We start from the raw sequence: 20,917 nt of genomic DNA on the forward strand, positions 1-20,917 counted from the left end.
ACCCTTCACCTTCAATCCTCTAAGCAACAATAATACCCGTGCACACAGCACGGATAGACATGGTCTGGAGTCGCCGTGAGATCCCACATGCAAATTCATCGTGATGATACTGTTCTCGTTGCTTTAAAACCATTCAAGAAAAATGAAATTGTCGAGGGAATTAGTCTCCTTCAAGACATACCAGCCGGGCACAAAATTGCGCGTATCGATATCGCTGAAGGCGAACATGTTATCAAATATGGCGCTTCTATTGGGCGAGCTCGATCAGCGATTAAATGCGGAGAGCACATCCATTCTCACAATCTGAAGACCGGGCTTAGAACTGACGAGATCTACACCTATTCAGGTGCGCCGGAGCAATCGGTCGAAGAGCTCGAAATTCCACAAATTATGGCTTTTGAGCGTGTCAACGGAAATATTGGCATACGGAATGATCTCTGGATTGTACCTCTTGTTGGCTGCGTAAATGGTGTGGCTCAAGCTGTTGCACGTCAGTTCGAAGGTAGCAAAGATCTACCAGATGGCACACAGGTTACTGTATTAGCGCATCCGTTTGGATGTTCGCAACTTGGCAACGACCACATCAACACCCGAACTATCCTGCAAAATCTGGTAATGCACCCAAATGCAGGTGGTGTGTTGGTGATGGGTCTTGGCTGTGAAAACAACACGCTTGCAGAGTTTCTCGAAGGCTTGGAGATACCAGATCCATCGCGCCTGCGGTGCATGGTTGCTCAAGATACAGAAAATGAGATTGAGACGGCTTATTGCCACCTTCAGGATCTCGCAGGGAATCTACTATCGGATCGGCGAGTGCCTGTCGGAGCAGATCGCTTGCGGATTGGTCTAAAGTGTGGGGGCTCCGATGGTTTTTCCGGTATAACGGCCAATCCATTGCTGGGTGCTTTATCTGATTGGTTGTGTAGTAGAGGCGGGACCACGGTTCTCACAGAAGTTCCAGAAATGTTTGGCGCTGAGCGCATCTTGATGAGGCGGGCAGAGAACCAGTCTGTGTTTGCAGGCATCGTCTCATTGATCAATGATTTCAAGCAATACTACATTGATCATGACCAGCCTATCTATGAGAACCCCTCACCAGGCAACAAAGATGGTGGCATCACTACGTTGGAAGAGAAGTCCTTGGGCTGTACCCAGAAGGCGGGCACTTCAATCGTAACGGATGTATTGCGTTATCAGAACCGACTGAGTAAAGCCGGGTTAAACCTTCTAGAAGCACCAGGAAATGATGGAACGGCAATCACATCCCTTGCCGCAGCCGGTTGCCATATGGTGCTGTTCACGACAGGTCGTGGGAACCCCCTCGGGACTGTAATTCCTACCGTTAAAGTTGCCTCCAACTCTGAGATAGCTGATCGGAAAAGGCACTGGATCGACTTCTCAGCAGGTACACTGGTTCACGACGATACGGATATGGACGATGTGTGCTCCGGCTTTGCAGACTACTTAATGCAAGTCGCCGGCGGCAAACAGACACTCAATGAAATCAACCGCATGCAAGAGATCGTCATCTTCAAGACGGGCGTCACTCTATAATTGGAAACACCACAAGGAGATAGATTTATGAAACGTATCTCAGAGAAAAATCTGGCAGGACGTCCTCGCCCAACACCACGGGTGATCCAGTTCGGAGAAGGGAACTTCCTGCGCGCTTTCATGGATTGGAAAATCGATCGTATGAACGAAAATGCAGGCACTGACTTTGGTGTCGTTGTGGTACGGCCAATTGATGGAGGCATTCCATTTTCGCTTAACGATTCAGATGGTGTTTACTCAGCAATTACCCGTGGCGTTGACCAAAATGGGGAGCCTGTCTGCGATGTTCATCAGGTCGCATGTATTAGGCAGGAGTTATCTGCAGTCCGAGATTGGCAAGATGTTCTGGCTCTTGCACGTAATACTGACTTTCAAACCGTCATCTCTAACACCACTGAAGCAGGCATTACTTATGTACCAAACTGCAGGCTTCAAGATGAACCTCCAGCATCCTTTCCTGCCAAAATAACAAGACTACTGCTGGAACGCTTTAACAGCAATGGTCGCACAAACGCACCTGGCTTTCAGTTCCTGCCATGCGAATTGATTGATAAGAACGGCGACAATCTTGAAGAAATTGTCATGATGCATGCTCGCGATTGGGGCCTTCTAAAGGAGTTTACCGATTGGATCAACTCACAGTCTGCTTTCTACAATACTCTCGTTGATCGCATTGTTCCGGGCTATCCGCGTGATGAAGCAAAGGTGTTGGAAGCAAAGCTTGGCTATGAAGATCCATTGATGGTCGCTGCAGAACTCTTCCATTTTCTTGTTATCGAGAAACGTGAAGATCAACCAGAATTGCTCTTGCCACTCGAAAAATATGATGACGGAACTCTGATTACCTCCAACGCAGATGGCTATAAAGAGCGCAAGGTTGCAATCCTCAACGGTGCGCATACTGGTTTTTGTCCCCTCGCATTACTTTCTCAAACGGAGACTGTGCAATCAGCCATAGACCATCCTGTTGGTAGGGCGTTCCTTAAAGACATGCTGCAAGAGGAAATCATCCCATTCCTTTCATTGCCGACAGAGGAGCTTAGTGCGTTTAGTGATGAAGTTCTGCGTCGCTTTGCAAATCCATACATCAAGCATCGTTGGTACGACATATCAATGAATGGCATTGCGAAGTTTCAGACCCGCAATCTCCCACGCTTTGAAAGTTACACGACCACTAAAGGCAAGCCTCCCCGACATATGGCGCTCTCGCTTGCGGCTTGGCTCATTTTCTACAGTGGTGCATTCAATCATGCTGTTAACCTTCCAGCCCGCGATGCGAGTGATGTTCTTGAGCGGTTCGAAGCTCTTAAGTCCATCCAAGAGGCAAAAGGCACTGATACGATGATCCGTGCCTTTTTGAGTGAAGAAGCATTCTGGCATAAATCTATCGCGAGTGATGCCCTTGTTGCTCTGGTTCTTGAGGCCCTTGCCTTCTTGCAAGCTAAGCCTTTCACACTCGACCGTCTGAGCGAATGGACCGGTACTGCTACAGCCTAGCAATCTCAACAGACAAGAATTATCAAAGTGAAAGCAACACCATGACTACGTTTTTAACTGAAGACTTTCTTCTCCAGTCTGATATCGCACGCGAACTTTATCATGACTTCGCCAAGGATATGCCGATCATCGATTATCACTGCCATTTACCGCCTGAACAGGTTGCTGAAGACTATCAGTTTGCAAACATTGGGGCGATCTGGCTAAAAGGAGACCATTACAAATGGCGTGCTATGCGTGCCAATGGAGTGGAAGAAAAGTATTGTACGGGCAAGAACGTTTCTGATCGCGAGAAGTTCCAGAAATGGGCTGAAACAGTGCCGGCAACCATAGGCAACCCGCTCTATCATTGGACACACTTGGAACTCCGGCGTCCATTCGGAATTAATGACACTACGCTCAATTGAGATACCGCAGAGAGCATCTGGAACAGAGCCAATGAGATGCTGGCCTCTCCGGAGTTTTCAGCACGTTCCATCATGAGAAAGATGAACGTGCGTATGGTAGGCACAACGGATGATCCAATTGATGATTTAGGCGCCCATAAAAAGGCTTTTGAAGATGATGATTTCTCCATCATGATGAAACCGTCCTGGCGCCCCGATAAGTCGTTTCTGATCAATGCACCTGGCTATGTCGATTACGTCACTAAACTTTCAGAGATTACAGGTATCGAAATCCAAAGCTTTGGAGATCTATGTGCCGCGCTATCTAAGCGGCTCGACTATTTTGCAGCACACGGCTGCACAATCTCAGACCATGCATTGGATAGAGTTGTTTACGAAGAGGCCTCAGAAGCTGAGCTCAATGACATCCTTACGCGGCGCCTTTCAGGTTCCTACGCGAGCGAGCAAGAAGCTGCGGCTGTGAAGACTGCTATATTGATCTTTCTTGGCAAGGAATATGCTCAGCGCAACTGGGCAATGCAGTATCATATTGGCGCACTCCGCAATAACAGCTCCCGCATGTTGAACTTGCTCGGCTCTGATACAGGCTTTGATAGCATAAATGATGGAGCGATTGCTCAGCCACTCAGCAAGTTGCTCAACAAGCTGGACGAAGACGATGCATTGCCGAAAACAATCCTTTATGCACTAAATCCTAGGGACAACGAAGTACTGGCAACCATGTGCGGTAACTTCCAGGGAGGGGGCATTGCTGGCAAGATCCAATTTGGTTCTGGCTGGTGGTTCAACGACCAAAAAGACGGCATGTTGCGGCAGATGGAACAGCTATCACAGCTTGGCTTGCTATCACGTTTCATCGGAATGCTGACAGATAGTCGATCCTTCCTCTCATACACTCGCCATGAATACTTTCGCCGGATCTTGTGCAACATGATCGGAACTTGGGTGGTTGATGGTGAAGCTCCTAAAGACCTAAAACTTCTTGGTAAGATGGTTCAGGACATCAGCTTCAACAACGCAAATCGTTATTTTGAGCTGAACATAACGCTCTAACCGGGAAACGGCCAACGAGGTCTCGAACTTCGTTGGCTGTTCAATAATAACCTATCTTTTTTTGAAGTTACTTAAAGGCCTGCCAATGACACATTCAAACACAAAATCAATCGCTTGTATTGGTGAATGTATGCTGGAACTCGCCCCAGCAGGTAACGATTTATTCAGGCAATCATTTGCTGGAGATACCTTTAACACAGCAGTTTATCTGAAACGGCAGTTTGGCGAGGAGCTGGATGTCTCTTACATCACAGGTGTAGGGTACGACGTATATAGCCAAAAGATGATCGCCTCATTTGAGACGGAGAACATTCGCACAGATGCTATCCAATACATTGAGGAGTCCACACTCGGGCTTTACATGATCGAAAATGACGTTTCCGGCGAACGTTTCTTCCAGTACTGGCGCTCTACATCTGCAGCTCGCCATATGTTTGAAGGTTGGGCTTCTGCTGAGATTGCGAAACTTCTGAGCACATATGATTGTCTTTACCTTTCAGGCATTTCACTAGAAAAAACAACGGCAAAACCTGATCGAAGCACTACACATCGTAAAACCGCATTGCCTTATCACTTACGACCCGAACTACCGTGCAAACCTGTGGCCTGACAGTGACATTTGCCGTCAAACCAACAAGCAACTCGCCCAACTAGTAGATATCGCACTTGTCTCAAAAGAGGATCACATCACTCTCTGGGGCCACACACCCACCAACTCAATTGCATCCACTTGGTCCTCCTGGGGTACACCCGAAATCATCGTCAAAGACGGTGGTAATGAATGCGTGATTTTGAAGGGAGATCAAGAAACTTGTGTATCTGCTCACAGTAACATCACTCCTGTCGATACTACAGGAGCTGGGGACTCCTTCGCTGCAGGGTGTATCGGATCGCGATTACTCTCGCTATCCGCACATGAGGCTGCAACAAAAGCTCATTCCATCGCAGCTCAAGTAGTGCAGCGTCAAGGTGCAATTTCAAATTAAGCTAATCTTGGAAAAAGCAGTTGGAAAGGCCTTGTAGCAAGAGGCTCTGCGATAGAACTGTGTGGGATTTGATTTTAACTAGTCTTAACTATTGCGTCTGTAGGTAACAAAACTTGCGCGAAGTCAGGCACCTGTCCGTCATCAAAAGAAATTGGACAAGATTGGCTTTCAAATAGTGGAATGCTTGGCCCCTCTGTGTGTGGAAGCTACGCGGCTTGTGCATGGTAGCGGAAGTGGTGGTTTGCAGTGCTTGAGGTTTAATCAACTGCCAATTCCGTCGGCAAAAAGCATCGGCTAACGTCACGCTTCCCAAGCTCATGTGATAGAGATGGCTGTTATAGTAGTCCACGAACAGGTCGATTTGCGCCTCCAAGTCCTCTGACATGAAATAAGTCTCCAGAAGGATGCAGTTCCGCATCGTTTGACATCAGCGTTCAATCTTACCTCGCGTTTGCGAATGATGTTGAGCCCTGAGTATGCTTCATGTCTTCTTACTTCAGCCAATATTCTAAATCTGAGGAAAAGTAGAATGAGCTATTATCGAAAAGCTAGCGCGTTCAGTGCAGTACCTTTGGCTGCTCACAGACGGAGGTATCCAGTGCTCGCTTAAGGTGAGCGCAACATCTTTCGCTTTCATATTGGTACATAATTTCTAGGCGATGATGTCGCAGGGATATCTGTCCAGCATAGTGGACAGATAGAAGCATCCTTAGCTGATACTTTTGAAGTATATGAAAACAATCTGCCCTTGCTGGTTAGACTCTGTCATCGTGATCATGAGCCAAAGCACTCCCTTACTCAAATAGCCGTTCTGTGTGTTGACAAACAGACCTCAATCTTCTTGGAAGGGGAGATTAGATTTTTATGATCGTTATCCAAGGATCTGATGGTGTTACTCTCCTTCCGTCTGAAAGTTCAAGTTGAATGGATTTATTGATCTTACTCGTGACAAACGAGGTGCGTTTTCATTTGGCCTCAAGTGCTTATATTGCACCTTTAACGGACGCTTAATGCCTTAGGCTGCGAGTAGGCATAGGTGCTGCGACGATTGTTACAAAAATCATCAATATCACAAAAGCGTTGGAAATATGATGCCAACTGAAACCAACTTTCAGATGAAGATGGTAGCTTTCGAAACTTTAGAGGACAATTAAGCGTAAGGCATTCCAAAAATGCTGCTGGTGCTATCTCGTATAAGCCGCCGAACATTAGTGTATAGCGGGGCTAAACATTCCGCTGCTCAAGGGTGTATTTGTCACGTTTACTTGATGAGTAACAAGTGACTATCGTGGATATTCTTATGCTCTTCATGCATCCTCCCTACTTGTCCTCAACGTTTTGGTAAGAGATTCTCATGCGGGTGAAGCTCATGGAGATGTGGGCTTTTTGGATGAGGGAGACGGCTTTCAGGTCTCCCAGCTTTAACGCAGTCAGGATGTCGTCCATTTCCCGGTTGAAGATGATAACTTCGTCTGTCAAATCGATGACGGATGCAAATAGAGACTTGAGCCAGATGCGGGTTGTCTGCATGTAAAGCCTCTCCGAAACCTCGCGCAAAGGACCGTTATCTGTGAGCTTGAGGATGGTGAGGAAGAAGTCCATGATCAGGATCGAGAACTCGCGGGCATTTGGGTTTGTCTGCAGTTCTTTGGCGCGGGCAGTCAAAGCCTCAAACTCAGACAGTATCTCCTCTGTGGGAGGTACTGGCGACAATTTTCCGCTGAGTTCCGCCAGTTCCATGCGCAGCAGATAGGTTTGTTCCAGCTCCTTGATGTCCACGTCCGTTACAAAAGTACCGACACCATGAACTGAGCGCAGCAGGCCTTCGCTTTCCAGGCGAACCAACACCCGGCGCAATGGTGTCCGGCTCACACCAAATTCTTCCGCCAGTTCTGTTTCAGAAAGTCGTTTTCCGGGCGCGTAATCCAACAGGCAGATACGATCCCTAATTTCATCATACATCCGGTCAAACCGGTCGCGTGCGCTATAGTCGATATTCGCCAGATCCAAGATGTTCACCGATCACTCTTTTCTCGTGTTCTCGTTGTATATACTCATAGTGCCAAGGGCAAAGCTATTGATCCCTTGGCACACTAGTTGTTTGGCCTGACGTGTTTATAAATCAGTCTTTTATGAAGAGTTTGCGCTCAACATTGCAAAGAGCTTGGGCCGGGCCTGCTTCGGTGATGAGGATTGTCTCCGTGGTCTCCAACCCCCAATCCTCCAGCCAAAGGCCTGGCATGAAATGAAAGGTCATTCCGGGCAACAAAACTGTTTCATCCGTAGGTCGAAGCGAGAGAGTGCGCTCGCCCCAATCAGGTGGATAGCTCAGACCAATCGGGTAACCGCAACGTCCTCCACGATCAATGCCGACTTTGGCGAGTGCATTGTTGAGTGCATTGGCTATATCACAGGCGCGGTTTCCTGCTCTGGCCGCCTCCAGGCCAGCTTCCAATCCTTCTGTCAGGGCCATCGAGGCGTCGACCATCGATTGTGGAGGTTTGCCAAGAAAGACTGAGCGGCACAGTGGGGCGTGATAACGCCGGTAGCAACCGGAGAGTTCAAAGAAGGTAATCTCTCCAGTTCGCATTTGGTTGCCGTTCCAGGTCAGATGAGGTGCTGTCGCATCCCTTCCAGATGGTGTCAAAGGCACAATGGCAGGATAGTCTCCCCAGTCATCTCCAACACCAGTAATCCCGGCGTGGCTTATATCCGCAACCAGCTCATTCTTCCTCATCCCAGGTTCAGCTTTCTCCAGTGCAATCCTGATAATTTTGTCCGAGATGACTGCTGCTTTTCGAATGAAAACAAGTTCTTCTTCTGATTTAACACCGCGTTGCCAGTTAACCAGCGCCGTTGCATCAACAGGCACTGCATTGGGGAGCTCTGAAAACAAAACCGCATGTGCTTTGGCGGAGTAATAATAGTTTTCCATCTCCACGCCGATACGGGATGTGGAGTAGCCTTTTGCTTCAAGTTGTGATGCCAGATCCTCCATAGGATGGCAGGTTGTTGACTGGATGTAGCGATCTGCATAGCCAAGCACATGGTCGTCATCCATCCAAACAGTTCGCAGCGCCCCATTTGCATCCTGGATCCGGCCCCACCATAACGGATCTCCCTCCAATGGCAGGATTACGCCTTGATGCACGTAAAATGACCAGCCGTCATAGCCCGTCAACCAAGCCTGGTTCGATGGATCAGTCACAAACAAGACCTCAATCCCGGCCTGCATCATGGCACTGCGGGTCTGAGCAATGCGCCGATCGTATTCTGTTTTGCTGAATGGAGCATTTTCTAGGCCCATGTCGCCCTCCCTTGTCAAAATTATAATTGTACACAACAGTAACTAACACCAATAAGATCAATCAAAAAAAACAAATTTACCAGCATTAAAATTAGCAAAATATAGCTATGTGGGTAATTTTATTATTGACTATGCCGAAATATCGATCATGTTGTGTACATCAAGTATTTGCACGTAGGTTTGCGGTTGCATAGCAAACCTGCCGACGTGGCAGTTCCTATGAGCAGTCACAGGCATTCACTGGAAACGGCGCGCAAGATGCCGAGTAAAACAGATATTCATCATGATGATTTTGGGGGAGGAATTAATGACAGGTATCTTTAAACGGGCGTTACAATCTTGCGCAGCGGTGGGGCTGGTTCTTGCTGCAACCGGAGCAGTGCAGGCTGATACATGGCGATATGCTTTTGAAGAAGCCATGACTGATGTTCAGGGCGTGTATGCTCAAAAGTTCAAAGCAGAAATTGAAGCAAACTCTGATCATGAAATCCAGCTGTTCCCTTATGGAACGCTTGGCGAGTCTGCTGATATCATGGAACAGACACAAGATGGCATCTTGCAGTTTGTTGATCAGTCTCCAGGCTTCACCGGCGCTTTGATACCGGAAGCACAAGTGTTCTTTGTGCCTTATCTCCTTCCTACAGATCAAAAGCATCTCGCTCGCTTCTACCGGGAAAGCAAGGCGATCAATGACATGTTCAAGCCGCTCTATGCTGAAAAAGGCCTTGAACTGCTGAACATGTTCCCCGAGGGCGAGGTGGCAATGACCACCAAGAAGCCGGTGAAAACATGTGCTGATCTGAATGAAGTCAAGTTTCGCGTAATGACCAACCCACTGCTGGTTGAGAGCTATCGTGCATTTGGTGCGAGCCCGACACCACTGCCATGGGGCGAGGTTTATGGTGGGTTGCAAACCAACCTTATTCAGGGGCAGGAGAACCCGACTTTCTTCCTCTATTCAACCAAGATCTATGAGGTCACCGATTACATCACATATGCGGGACACAACAATTTCACCACCGCGGTGATGGCAAACAAAGATTTCTTTGATGGCTTAAGCGCAGAAGATAAGGACCTTGTGGAAAAGGCAGCAGCTGCTGCGTACGACCATACCGTCGTCTATCAGCAACAAGCCGCTGAAACTGAGCTTGCTAAGATCATGGAAGCCAAGCCAGAGATGAAAGTCACTGTTCTGACCGAAGATGAGCGTGGATGTTTCAAGGCAGCCGCGGCTGAGGTTGAAAAGACCTTCATCGAGATGACAGGTGATAGCGGCGCTGCAATCATTGCACAGATGAAAGCCGATCTGGCCGCGACTGCAGACTAACAGCCAGTTGTTATCGCGCAAAATATGTAGGGCGAGCACTCCTCGCCTTACACGCCTCATGTAATGCGGGACGGTGGAATGAGTGATCAGGCACAATCAAACTTGCCAGGCTTTTTGGGTGTTATTGACCAAGCGATCAGTCGGATTGAATCCGTCCTGCTTGCAGTCGGCGTTCTTTTGATGGCAGCAAACACGATCGCCAATGTAATCGGGCGTTTTGTGCTTGGAAATTCCATCTTCTTTTCCGAGGAACTGAACCGTATCTTGATTATTCTGATCACGTTCGCTGGTATCAGTTATGCAGCACGGCATGGGCGCCACATCCGCATGAGCGCCATTTATGACGGCTTGTCTCCTGGCTACCGTAAAATTCTGATGGTCCTGATCTCGCTGGTAACCGCAATTTTTCTGTTCCTGCTCTGTTATTACTCAATCAACTACATTGAAACACAGGCCTCTCGTGGCCGGGTGTTACCTGCACTGCAAATTCCTGTTTGGGTGATATTGGTTTGGGTGCCTGTCGGTTTTTTTATGACGGGAACACAGTATCTGCTCACTGCCATCAAGAACTTGACTGCTCCCGATATCTATCTCTCGACCCACATGCTTGAGGGCTATGAAGAAGATGAGATCGAGGTCTGAAAGATAATATCATGGCAGCAACAATATTCCTTTCGATGATTACTCTTCTTCTTCTTGGGTTTCCTATGATGATCCCTTTGATCGTCGGGAGCTTCATTGGTTTTTTGATGATGTTCGGTGATTTCGGGCAAATGGAAACCATGATCCAGCAAATGGTTGCAGGTATTCGGCCTGCATCTCTCATTGCTGTGCCCATGTTCATTTTTGCAGCAGATATCATGACACGGGGACAGTCCGCAGGCCGCCTGATTGATTTGGTCATGGCCTTTACGGGCCATGTGCGCGGTGGTCTTGCCATCTCGACAGCAATGGCCTGCACAATGTTTGGCGCAGTCTCAGGGTCCACACAGGCAACCGTTGTGGCTATTGGATCGCCCTTGCGTCCACGTATGCTGAAGGCCGGTTACAAAGACAGCTTCATTCTGGCGCTCATCGTCAATGCCAGTGACATTGCTTTTCTGATCCCACCATCAATTGGAATGATCATTTACGGCGTTGTTTCAAATACATCTATTGCAGAATTGTTTATCGCAGGCATCGGGCCGGGACTGCTCATCCTCGTTCTGTTTTCAATCTACAGCTACATTTACGCCGTCCGTAACCAAGTCCCAACTGAGCCTAAAGCCAGTTGGCGCGAGCGGTTGACCGCAGTCCGGCAAGCGCTGTGGCCGCTAGGTTTTCCGGTAATCATTATTGGTGGCATTTATGGCGGCATCTTCAGCCCTACAGAAGCGGCCGCAGTGTGTGTGCTTTACGCTTTGATTCTGGAAGTCTTTGTGTTCCGCTCTATGACTTTGACTGATGTTTACAAGACAGCTCAATCAACCGGTTTAATCACCGCAGTGGTATTCATTCTGGTCGGCGCAGGCGCAGCATTTTCCTGGATCATTTCTTTCGCTCAGGTCCCGCAAGAAATTCTGACTGCGATTGGCATTTCTGACATGGGTGCAATGGGTATCCTGTTTGTCATCTCAGCTGCATTTTTTGTTGGCTGTATGTTTGTCGACCCCATCGTCGTAATTTTGGTGCTGGTACCCATTTTCGCACCAGTTGTTAAGGCTGTCGGTTTGGACCCGGTGTTAGTTGGCACGATCATCACATTGCAGGTCGCCATAGGCTCAGCAACGCCGCCATTTGGATGTGACATCTTCACGGCCATCGCAGTGTTCAAGCGACCTTATGCTGAGGTTATCCGCGGGACGCCACCGTTTATCCTGATGTTGGTTGGGGTCGCCATTGCTTTGATCTTCTTCCCACAAATTGCGCTCTTTCTACGCGACTTAGCTTTTGCCAAGTAACAAGGAGTACCTGATGTTCAATTCTATCCTTGTTCCATTTGATGGGTCTAAAGGGGCGGAGCGAGCACTGCTCAAGGCCGTTGAATTGGCGACTGTTTGCGGCAACATCCCGCTCTCTCTTCTGACCGTTTACAAACATCATTCAATGTTGGAAGCATCCTTCGCAATCGTGCGCCCGGATGAAAATGAGAGCGTGGATGATGTGATGCGCAATCACGCTCGTGAAGTGGCAGAGCAGGGGAAGCAACTTGCCCTGAATGCCGGGTGTGCAAACATCCGCGCTTTTGCCAAATCCGGCCCAACAGCCCGCACGATTGTGGGCTTTGCAAGAGAGCACCAAAACGATGTGATTGTTTTGGGGAGCAGAGGGTTGGGTTCAATCGAAGGATACTTGCTTGGCAGTGTCTCTCACAAGGTAACAGGCTTGGCGGAATGCCCGGTCCTTGTTGTTTAGGAGGGCACATGGTTTTTGATTGTCGTCCCAAGGCCTCTTTGGTTGAAGCCATCTTTGACGCCCGTTCAGTCAAGAAACGGATAGGTCTGATTGTTTTGGCAACAGACCACACTAGCGAAGGGGATTTCGCACGCATATGCGATCCTGATCAGATCGGCATTTACGCAAACCGGATCACCTATCAAAACCCAGGTACACGAGCGAATTTGCTGGCAACAGGTCCACGCCTGACAGAAGCTGCATCGCAGATATTACCTGGAGATGCGTTGGACGTAATCGCTTACAGCTGTACGGCTGCTTCAGTTGTTTTGGGAAACGCAGTTGTCAGGGATTACTTGAAAGCTGGCAAATCTGACACCCCATTTGTGACGCCCAGCTCTGCAGCATTTGATGCGCTCGAAGCTTTAGATGCAAAACGGATCAGCGTGTTAACTCCATACTCTGCCAGTATTTCGCAGGAAGTGTTTCAGTACTTCGCCGATAATGGCCTTCAAATCGCCAGTGCAAACTATCTCGGTGTCGATGATGACCGTGAGATTGCGCGGCTTTCCGAGTCTACGATTATTGAGGCTGCCTGTGCAGCTATGGAGCCGAGTGCAGATGCATTGTTCATCTCGTGTACCGGGTTGAGGGCCGCAGTGTGCATTCAGAGGATTGAAGATCGGATTGGCAAGCCAGTGGTGACTTCAAATCAGGCAATGATCTGGCGTTGCCTCCAGCATCTGGACTCCGAGCAAGTCATACATGGTTTTGGCCATCTGTTCCAACACCCAATCAAAGATCGGATGAGCGCACAATGACGCAAAAAATAACCGTTCATGACAGTTTTTCTGCACGCCAAAAGATAATGGGGCACGTTAGAATGACCCCCTTGGTCAGCTCACCCAGCTTGAGCCAGATCTGCTCTGCAGAAGTGTTGTTGAAGCTTGAGCAAACGCAGATCACGGGAAGCTTTAAACTGCGCGGTGCGACAAATGCAATTTTGTCGCTCAACGCAGCTCAAAAAGAAGCTGGTGTCGTCGGTGTCTCAACTGGAAACCATGGTCGCGGTCTGGCTTATGCAGCCTCAAAAGCAGGGGTGCGTTGCATCATCTGTATGTCAAAACTTGTTCCGCAGAACAAGGTAGAGGCGATTCAATCGCTGGGTGCTGAAGTTCGAATAACCGGAAGTTCTCAGGACGATGCTCAGGCTGAAGTAGATCGGCTGGTAGAAGACGGAATGACGATGATCCCGCCATTTGACCACCGGGATATCATTGCAGGGCAAAGCACTGTTGCACTGGAAATACTGGAGCAAACGCCTGATCTGGATACGGTACTCGTACCAGTCTCGGGCGGTGGCTTAATTTCTGGAGTGGCGTTGGTGATGAAAACCATCAGTCCCTCAGTTCGTGTAGTTGGCGTTTCAATGGAACGCGGTGCCGCCATGTATAGCTGCCAGCGTGCAGGCAAACCGATCCTTGTTGAAGAAGTGCCAACACTCGCAGATTCATTGGGTGGTGGGATTGGGCTGAACAATGCCTATACCTTTGAGATGACACGGGATCTGGTAGATGACTTGATCTTGGTCAGCGAAGAAGAAATCGCAGAAGCCATTCGACACGCTTACTGGCAGGAACGTCTGGTGATTGAAGGCTCAGGCAGTGTCGGTATTGCTGCCTTACTCGCTGGAAAGATCAAAACACCCGGAAAATGTGTGAGCCTCATCAGCGGGCAAAATATTGATATGGCGCTGCATAAACGATTGATCGACGGCGAGAACGTCGATGTTGCTGCGCCGACCTCTGTGAATGGAAGCCTTTATGCCTGAGATTAATATCCTGACGGAGGCAGATCTGCGCTCTGCTGTTTCTTTGGATCTGGATGCTGTTGCATGTGTAGAAAATGCATTTCGATTGCTTGCAACAAAAGACGTTGTAATGCCGCCTATCCTGAGCTTCCATGTACCTGAGCACAATGGGGAAGTGGATGTGAAGACTGCCTATGTTCCGGGCATAGACAGTTTTGCGATCAAGATGAGCCCGGGTTTCTTCGACAATCCCAAACTGGGTCTGCCAAGCCTGAACGGATTGATGGTGCTGTTTGATGCAAAGACCGGCATCGTCAAGGCGTTACTGCTCGATAACGGGTATATGACCGATGTGCGCACAGCTGCCGCTGGAGCCGTCGCAGCCAAGCATCTGTCACGAGAGAACAGCAAGATTGCCGGTATTCTTGGAAGTGGTATTCAGGCCCGCCTCCAACTGCAAGCATTGACGCTTGTTCGTAATATTGAACGAGCTGTTATCTGGGGGCGCAACAGAGAAAAAGCTGCTGCTTGTGCTCGGGAGTGTTCAACTCAATTGGGAATTGAAGTCATTGCTGGCAGCATCGCTGAGGTTATGGCTCAATCCGACATCGTCGTAACAACAACCCCCTCCAAAGAGCCCTTGATCAAGGCGGATATGATGCGACCTGGGCAGCATATCACCGCCATGGGATCAGATGCCGACTATAAATCGGAACTCGCGCCCTGCGTTATTCCAGGCGCATCTGTTTTTGTTTGTGACCGCTTATCTCAATCCATCAAACAAGGCGAACTCCGTACAGCGATAGCAGCTGGCACGATCAACAGTACTGAGATGTACGCGGAACTTGGACAAGTAATTTCTGGCCAAAAGCCCGGGCGGCAGTCGGACAAAGACATTACGGTTTGCGATCTGACAGGAACTGGGGTGCAAGACACCGCCATTGCCACCTTGGCCGGAGCCCGAGCTGAAGCCGTAAAAGCAGGCACAGCGATCAATAGTTGATCCGTGTGTATTAGGACGAAAATTATGCAGGCAAATCCCATCACGCCCACAATCCCATTGGATCAGGACGGCATTCATCATGGGTTTTTACGGTTACCCTATAGCCGTGATGACAGTGCGTGGGGCTCTGTTATGATCCCCATTACGGTCATCAAAAACGGGGAAGGGCCGACAGCGCTCTTAACAGGCGCAAATCACGGCGATGAATACGAAGGGCCAGTTGTCCTCCAGGAACTGACAGTTGCGTTGAAACCAGAGGACGTAACTGGTCGAATTATCATAGTTCCGGCCTTCAACTTTCCGGCATTTATGGCGGGAACGCGGACGTCACCCATTGATAGGGGAAACCTGAACCGTTCATTTCCCGGTCGTCCTGACGGAACTCCAACCGAGAAAATTGCCGACTACTTTCAACGTTACCTGCTTCCTCTGACAGATGTCGCTGTCGACTTCCATAGCGGAGGTAAGACCCTTGACTTTGTGCCGTTCGCAGCAGCTCATAATCTGGAAGATAAGAGCAATGAGAAGGCCTGCTTTGAAGCAATGGTTGCGTTTAACGCACCTTACTCCGTTCAGCTCCTTGAAATCGATAATATAGGTATGTACGACACAGCAGTTGAAAGCATGGGCAAGGTTCTTGTGACAACAGAACTGGGCGGTGGTGGAACTGCGACGGCAAAAACCATCGGAATTGCACGCAAAGGATTGCGTAACGTCTTGATCCAGTTCGGTATCCTGCAAGGAGAAAAACAACTGGAGTCCTCCGTAAACTTGGGGATGCCAGGCGCAGATTGCTTTACATTTTGCGAGCAGGGCGGGCTATACGAACCTATGGTCGATCTGGGAGATCCCGTTGGAGAAGGTGACATTGTTGCCCGTGTTTGGCCGATCGACAGAACCGGTGTTGAACCAACCAGATACCACGCAAAGCGTAGCGGCATCCTCATCAGTCGCCATTTCCCCGGACTGATCAAATCCGGTGATTGTGCGGCGGTGATTGGCGTTCCTGAAGTGTGAGAGATATCAAAAGATGAGCATGCAACTTGATCAGCGTGATCTGGATATCCTGCGAATACTCTCAAATGAGGGCCGCATCACCAAAGCCGCTTTGGCGGACCGCATCGGATTGTCTCCAACACCTTGTTGGGACCGGCTGAAGAAGCTGGAGAAATCTGGTCTGATCGAAAGTTATGGTGCAAGGATTAATCTCAAAAAACTGGGGCCTCACGTCACTGTTTTCGTCGCTGCTGAACTGGTGGACCACACGGCTGCGAGCTTTTACGCCTTTGAAACAGCCATGCAGAACTACGAGGAAGTCGTGGCTTGCTGGGCATTAGGGGGCGGATTTGACTATCTGATACAGATCGTGACCAGAGACGTAGACGCCTATCAAAGGCTGATCGATACCATGCTGGATGCACGCATCGGGCTATCCCGCTACTTCACGTACATTGTGACAAAGCCTGTAAAGGGAAATGCGGCACCTCCGTTGAATCTTCTTTTCGCAGCCGATTAGCAGACGATTATTCTGTAACGGACACTTCATTCGGTCACATCCTCCGCCAAAAACAGGCAAATTCTGTTGTAGAGCAAGGAGGATGCGCCATGTCAGAAACAGCCTTGTCTGCACGGACGGACATTCAAGACAAAGCCCTAGTGCGTTCCTTTTCCTACATAAATGGAAAGTGGTGTGCTGCAAGAACAGATGAGACATTTGCGGTTATTGATCCAGCAAACGGGGATTACCTAGGGGATGTTGCAGGCCTTTCAGCAGATGAATCGTCTGCTGCGGTAACCGCAGCTTCAGATGCCTTTCCCAAATGGTCGGGATTACTACCGCAAGAACGAGCGTCTATTTTGCGACGCTGGTTTGAACTTCAGCTTACGCACAAAGAAGATCTCGCACGGATCATGGTTCTGGAACAGGGCAAACCCTTGTCAGAAGCCCGTGGTGAGATCGAGTATGGTGCAGCGTTTGTTGAGTTCTATGCAGAGGAAGCCAAGCGTCCCAACATTGAAGGCGTCACCAGTCATCTAGCAGATGCAGAAGTGGAGCTTTGGCGGGAACCCGTTGGGGTTGCTGCCCTTATCACACCCTGGAACTTCCCAAGTGCGATGTTAACACGGAAAGCTGCCGCTGCCTTGGCAGCAGGTTGTACGATCGTTGCCCACCCATCAGCGGAAACCCCGTACAGCGCACTCGCCCTAGCGGAACTGGCTGAGCGAGCTGGAGTTCCCGCAGGTGTGTTTAATGTGGTGACTGGTTCAGCTCCAGAAATTGTCGAGCCCTGGACTAGCGATAGCCGCGTGCGGGCGCTGTCCTTTACGGGGTCTACCCCTGTCGGCAAACTGCTTTATAGCCAATCCGCCTCCACCATAAAACGTCTTATCCTGGAACTCGGCGGACATGCTCCGGTTATTGTCTTTAAAGGGGCAGATCTGAAGAATGCGGTTGCTGAGGCCATAAAATCCAAGTTCGCAACATCCGGTCAGGATTGTCTGGGGGCGAACCGAATATTTGTTGAGCGTCCGATCTACGAAGAGTTCTGCAGGAATTTTACCAAAGCCGCTCAATCTCTTTCCATAGGCCCTGGATTGGATGATCCGGACATTGGTCCGTTGATGAACGAAAAAGCTGTTCTGAAACAAGAAGAACATGTCGCCGATGCGGTTGCCAAAGGCGCAAAGATTGCCTGTGGGGGCACTAGGCATTCATTGGGACCACTGTTTTTTGAGCCGACGGTGCTTATTGATGTGCCCGCTGAGGCCCTCATTATGCGTGAAGAGACCTTTGGGCCAGTTGCTGCGATAGCTCCTTTTGACAGTGAAGAGGAAGTCATCGCCCGCGCCAATGACAGTGAATATGGGCTGGTTGCTTATCTGCACAGCGATGACCCGCGCAGGATTTATAGGGTTAGCCGTGCTCTTCAATTCGGAATGGTTGCAGTCAATCGCACAAAGGTAACTGGCGCACCCATTCCATTTGGAGGCACCAAACAATCTGGTCTGGGCCGGGAAGGCGCACGACTGGGCATGGAAGAGTTTACTGAAGTTAAATACGTTTGCCGCGACTGGGCATAAGGGAGGAAAATTATGTTACGAAACGATCAGCTGGCACAATGGGATCGGGAGAATTTCTTCCACCCTTCAACTCATCTGGCTCAGCACGCCCGAGGTGAAACGTCAACTCGAGTGATCAAGACTGCCTCAGGTTCTTACATAGAGGACCGTGAAGGGCGCCGAATGCTGGATGCGTTCGCCGGATTGTACTGTGTGAATGTAGGATATGGCCGTCAGGAAATTGCTGAGGCAATCGCCGAACAGGCCAAAGAACTGGCCTATTATCACTCCTATGTCGGGCATGGCACAGAAGCCTCGATCACACTTTCCAAGATGATTTTAGATCGTGCGCCGAGTAATATGTCTAAGGTTTACTTCGGGTTGAGCGGCTCAGATGCCAATGAAACCAACATCAAGCTGATCTGGTATTACAACAATATTTTAGGTCGGCCGGAGAAAAAGCGAATTATCTCCCGCTGGCGTGGTTACCATGGTTCGGGTCTGGTGACTGGTTCGCTGACAGGCCTTGAGCTGTTTCATAAGAAGTTTGATCTGCCCGTCGAACAGGTCATTCATACAGAGGCTCCCTATTATTTCCGACGTGACAATTTGGAGCAAAGTGAAGAGCAATTTGTCGCCCATTGTGTTGCTGAGTTGGAGGCTCTGATTGAGCGAGAAGGGGCCGACACGATTGCGGCGTTTATTGGTGAGCCGGTACTGGGAACCGGCGGGATCGTTCCACCACCAGCTGGTTATTGGGCGGCTATTCAAGCCGTTTTGAAAAAACACGATATTCTGCTGATTGCTGATGAAGTGGTGACAGGTTTCGGGCGCCTCGGATCCATGTTTGGTTCTGATCATTATGGATTGGAAGCTGACATCATCACCATCGCCAAAGGCCTGACATCTGCCTACGCACCGCTCTCCGGTTCTATTGTCTCAGACAAGGTCTGGAAGGTTCTTGAACAGGGGACAGATGAAAATGGACCAATCGGCCATGGTTGGACGTATTCAGCTCATCCCATTGGCGCCGCAGCCGGTGTCGCAAACCTCAAATTGCTTGACGATCTGAACCTTGTTGAGAAAGCCGGAGCCACTGGTGCATATCTCAACAAATCCATGAAGGAAGCTTTGGGGGGTCATGCAAATGTGGGAGATGTGCGCGGCGAAGGATTACTCTGCGCCGTAGAGTTTGTCAAAGACCGCGACGACCGTAGTTTCTTCGAGGCATCCGACAAAATCGGGGCTCAAATCTCCGCAGCCTTGCTGTCTCAGGATGCAGTCATCGCACGCGCAATGCCCCAAGGCGACATCCTCGGCTTCGCCCCCCCATTCTGCTTAACACACGAAGAAGCAGACACAGTCGTTGCCGCAACAGTAAGAGCAGTGAAGGCTGTATTAGGTTGATACTGATTTAGTGTAGGCTGGTGTCTCAATCGGCCTACATGATCGTTCTGTTCTCAAAAGATATAGAGATCTTTATACGAGCAGATTATCTGGTCTCTTAAGGGACACGAGGCAGAGTTCAGGTTACTGAGGTCTGAGATGACAGCTATGATTGAAGTGCGTCTCCTGCTTGTTTTCGGGTAAGCGTTGAGGTCATGATGCCATCATTTCTCTCGAAGGGCTTTGCTCGGGTCTTCCACCCAAGGAACTTCTGGGTGTGTTGATAAGACGATCGGAGATCTTCTTGAGGTCCGGCTCAAGGACCCACCGCATGTCGAGCTTGCGCGGAAACCATCGTCTTGACCACGGGTCAGGTTTTCTTGCTACTGCTCCTCTATAGCACCATGAATCGACTAACCCGCTCGATGAGGGAGGTGTCGTTACTCTGAACAAACTGTTGCTTGACAGCATTAAGTCTGCCTCCCGGTGCCCGAGTTCAATGCGATTAGCTACAATCTCAGACCGGAATTACGTACTCACGTCAAGGTGAAACTTAGAGGTTCTGCGCTTTCAAACGGATAAGGGACGGCGGAATTTGCGGAGAGTGGCAAATGCCACCACAGCTCTTGACGCATGCGGTGGGTAATTTGTTCCGGGGTCCACCCATCTACAATGCGCTCAACCATAGTTGTTACAAAGCCTGCTGCAACAGATGAGTTTACGCTACCTTGAACGGCAACTTTGTGTCTCCTTGTAAGCGGCTACACCGAAATGCTCAATCACGTCTGGCAGTTCTTTGTCTTCAAAGTAGTCTTTGGAGCTCACGAAATACAGTTGACCGATGGCGACTACGAGTACGCGCTCTTGTAGTGACTGGCATATTCGCAAGCTGGCAAGTTTCAATTTTGACCCGTTCAGCCGGTGTAAGATGCTGGTATTCTGCTCCCATGATTAAATCCGTCTTATTGATAACCTATTGGTTTAATAAGGAAGTGCATTTCAAAGTAGCGCGTATATGTTGATAGTCTGTTGCAACCAAGCAGAAGTGGCGGGTGGGGCGCAATGCAGGAATGTCATAATGGGTAGGGCTTTACACCTTGCTGAAGCGCTCTGGCCCTGACGGACGGAGACCCCAAATATCGCAGGACGACAGG

Annotated in this window: 18 protein-coding genes and 1 pseudogene; 16 read left to right on the forward strand and 3 right to left on the reverse strand. The window is 49.4% G+C overall.

Features of this window, described 5'->3' with window-relative positions:
• Nucleotides 1-87: 87 nt before the first annotated feature.
• The 5 genes and pseudogenes from PsAD5_RS21355 (at nucleotide 88) to PsAD5_RS28705 (ending at nucleotide 5,497) form a co-directional block, all read left to right on the forward strand.
• Nucleotides 88-1,554 carry a UxaA family hydrolase gene (locus PsAD5_RS21355; protein WP_063293579.1) on the forward strand — a complete coding sequence of 489 codons (1,467 nt, stop codon included), beginning with the start codon at nucleotides 88-90 and terminating at the stop codon, nucleotides 1,552-1,554.
• 27 nt (nucleotides 1,555-1,581) lie between these two features.
• Complete coding sequence (locus PsAD5_RS21360; RefSeq protein ID WP_063293580.1) at nucleotides 1,582-3,051, forward strand: tagaturonate reductase; 1,470 nt, start codon at nucleotides 1,582-1,584, stop codon at nucleotides 3,049-3,051.
• Nucleotides 3,052-3,092: 41 nt separating this feature from the next.
• Nucleotides 3,093-4,511, forward strand: a pseudogene (gene uxaC / locus PsAD5_RS21365) (glucuronate isomerase).
• A gap of 85 nt (nucleotides 4,512-4,596) precedes the next feature.
• Nucleotides 4,597-5,121 carry a PfkB family carbohydrate kinase gene (locus PsAD5_RS28380; protein WP_208981812.1) on the forward strand — a complete coding sequence of 175 codons (525 nt, stop codon included), beginning with the start codon at nucleotides 4,597-4,599 and terminating at the stop codon, nucleotides 5,119-5,121.
• On the forward strand, nucleotides 5,081-5,497 hold the full coding sequence (locus PsAD5_RS28705; RefSeq protein WP_275078138.1) for a PfkB family carbohydrate kinase: 417 nt from the start codon (nucleotides 5,081-5,083) through the stop codon (nucleotides 5,495-5,497). Before PsAD5_RS28380 ends, PsAD5_RS28705 begins: the two co-directional genes overlap by 41 nt.
• A gap of 1,320 nt (nucleotides 5,498-6,817) precedes the next feature.
• Here PsAD5_RS28705 and PsAD5_RS21380 read toward each other — a convergent pair.
• On the reverse strand, nucleotides 6,818-7,516 hold the full coding sequence (locus PsAD5_RS21380) for a GntR family transcriptional regulator (RefSeq protein ID WP_244272108.1): 699 nt from the start codon (nucleotides 7,514-7,516) through the stop codon (nucleotides 6,818-6,820).
• Nucleotides 7,517-7,619: 103 nt separating this feature from the next.
• Nucleotides 7,620-8,804 carry a M24 family metallopeptidase gene (locus tag PsAD5_RS21385; protein WP_063293582.1) on the reverse strand — a complete coding sequence of 395 codons (1,185 nt, stop codon included), beginning with the start codon at nucleotides 8,802-8,804 and terminating at the stop codon, nucleotides 7,620-7,622.
• 307 nt (nucleotides 8,805-9,111) lie between these two features.
• Here PsAD5_RS21385 and PsAD5_RS21390 point away from each other — a divergent pair, with 307 nt between their 5' ends.
• The 11 genes from PsAD5_RS21390 to PsAD5_RS21440 all read left to right on the forward strand — a co-directional run bounded on the left by PsAD5_RS21390 (nucleotide 9,112) and on the right by PsAD5_RS21440 (nucleotide 19,784).
• On the forward strand, nucleotides 9,112-10,131 hold the full coding sequence (locus PsAD5_RS21390; RefSeq protein WP_057464136.1) for a TRAP transporter substrate-binding protein: 1,020 nt from the start codon (nucleotides 9,112-9,114) through the stop codon (nucleotides 10,129-10,131).
• Between the two features lie 78 nt (nucleotides 10,132-10,209).
• Nucleotides 10,210-10,773 (forward strand): TRAP transporter small permease, encoded by a 564-nt coding sequence (locus PsAD5_RS21395; protein ID WP_063293583.1) that lies wholly within the window; start codon nucleotides 10,210-10,212, stop codon nucleotides 10,771-10,773.
• 11 nt (nucleotides 10,774-10,784) lie between these two features.
• Nucleotides 10,785-12,071 (forward strand): TRAP transporter large permease, encoded by a 1,287-nt coding sequence (locus PsAD5_RS21400; RefSeq protein WP_063293584.1) that lies wholly within the window; start codon nucleotides 10,785-10,787, stop codon nucleotides 12,069-12,071.
• Nucleotides 12,072-12,084: 13 nt separating this feature from the next.
• On the forward strand, nucleotides 12,085-12,525 hold the full coding sequence (locus tag PsAD5_RS21405; RefSeq protein WP_063293585.1) for a universal stress protein: 441 nt from the start codon (nucleotides 12,085-12,087) through the stop codon (nucleotides 12,523-12,525).
• Between the two features lie 8 nt (nucleotides 12,526-12,533).
• On the forward strand, nucleotides 12,534-13,325 hold the full coding sequence (gene eutA / locus PsAD5_RS21410; protein WP_063293586.1) for an ectoine utilization protein EutA: 792 nt from the start codon (nucleotides 12,534-12,536) through the stop codon (nucleotides 13,323-13,325).
• Nucleotides 13,322-14,335, forward strand: coding sequence for a hydroxyectoine utilization dehydratase EutB (gene eutB / locus PsAD5_RS21415; protein WP_063293587.1), 1,014 nt, complete (start codon nucleotides 13,322-13,324; stop codon nucleotides 14,333-14,335). The genes eutA and eutB overlap by 4 nt, the downstream gene beginning before the upstream one ends.
• The gene (locus PsAD5_RS21420) at nucleotides 14,328-15,317 is read left to right on the forward strand and encodes a cyclodeaminase (protein ID WP_063293588.1); all 990 of its coding nucleotides are present in this window, start codon (nucleotides 14,328-14,330) and stop codon (nucleotides 15,315-15,317) included. Before eutB ends, PsAD5_RS21420 begins: the two co-directional genes overlap by 8 nt.
• A gap of 24 nt (nucleotides 15,318-15,341) precedes the next feature.
• The gene (doeB, locus tag PsAD5_RS21425; RefSeq protein ID WP_063293589.1) at nucleotides 15,342-16,334 is read left to right on the forward strand and encodes a N(2)-acetyl-L-2,4-diaminobutanoate deacetylase DoeB; all 993 of its coding nucleotides are present in this window, start codon (nucleotides 15,342-15,344) and stop codon (nucleotides 16,332-16,334) included.
• A 13-nt stretch (nucleotides 16,335-16,347) separates the two neighbouring features.
• Nucleotides 16,348-16,833, forward strand: a complete 486-nt coding sequence (locus tag PsAD5_RS21430) for an Lrp/AsnC family transcriptional regulator (RefSeq protein WP_244271778.1) — start codon at nucleotides 16,348-16,350, stop codon at nucleotides 16,831-16,833.
• A gap of 89 nt (nucleotides 16,834-16,922) precedes the next feature.
• Nucleotides 16,923-18,398 carry an NAD-dependent succinate-semialdehyde dehydrogenase gene (locus tag PsAD5_RS21435; RefSeq protein WP_063293590.1) on the forward strand — a complete coding sequence of 492 codons (1,476 nt, stop codon included), beginning with the start codon at nucleotides 16,923-16,925 and terminating at the stop codon, nucleotides 18,396-18,398.
• A gap of 12 nt (nucleotides 18,399-18,410) precedes the next feature.
• Nucleotides 18,411-19,784, forward strand: coding sequence for an aspartate aminotransferase family protein (locus PsAD5_RS21440; RefSeq protein ID WP_063293591.1), 1,374 nt, complete (start codon nucleotides 18,411-18,413; stop codon nucleotides 19,782-19,784).
• Nucleotides 19,785-20,565: 781 nt separating this feature from the next.
• Here the strand turns inward: PsAD5_RS21440 and PsAD5_RS28875 are convergent.
• Nucleotides 20,566-20,712 (reverse strand): helix-turn-helix domain-containing protein, encoded by a 147-nt coding sequence (locus PsAD5_RS28875; RefSeq protein WP_084404394.1) that lies wholly within the window; start codon nucleotides 20,710-20,712, stop codon nucleotides 20,566-20,568.
• Between the last annotated feature and the right edge of the window lie 205 nt (nucleotides 20,713-20,917).

It is taken from the genome of Pseudovibrio sp. Ad5 (assembly GCF_001623095.1).
GTDB lineage: Bacteria > Pseudomonadota > Alphaproteobacteria > Rhizobiales > Stappiaceae > Pseudovibrio.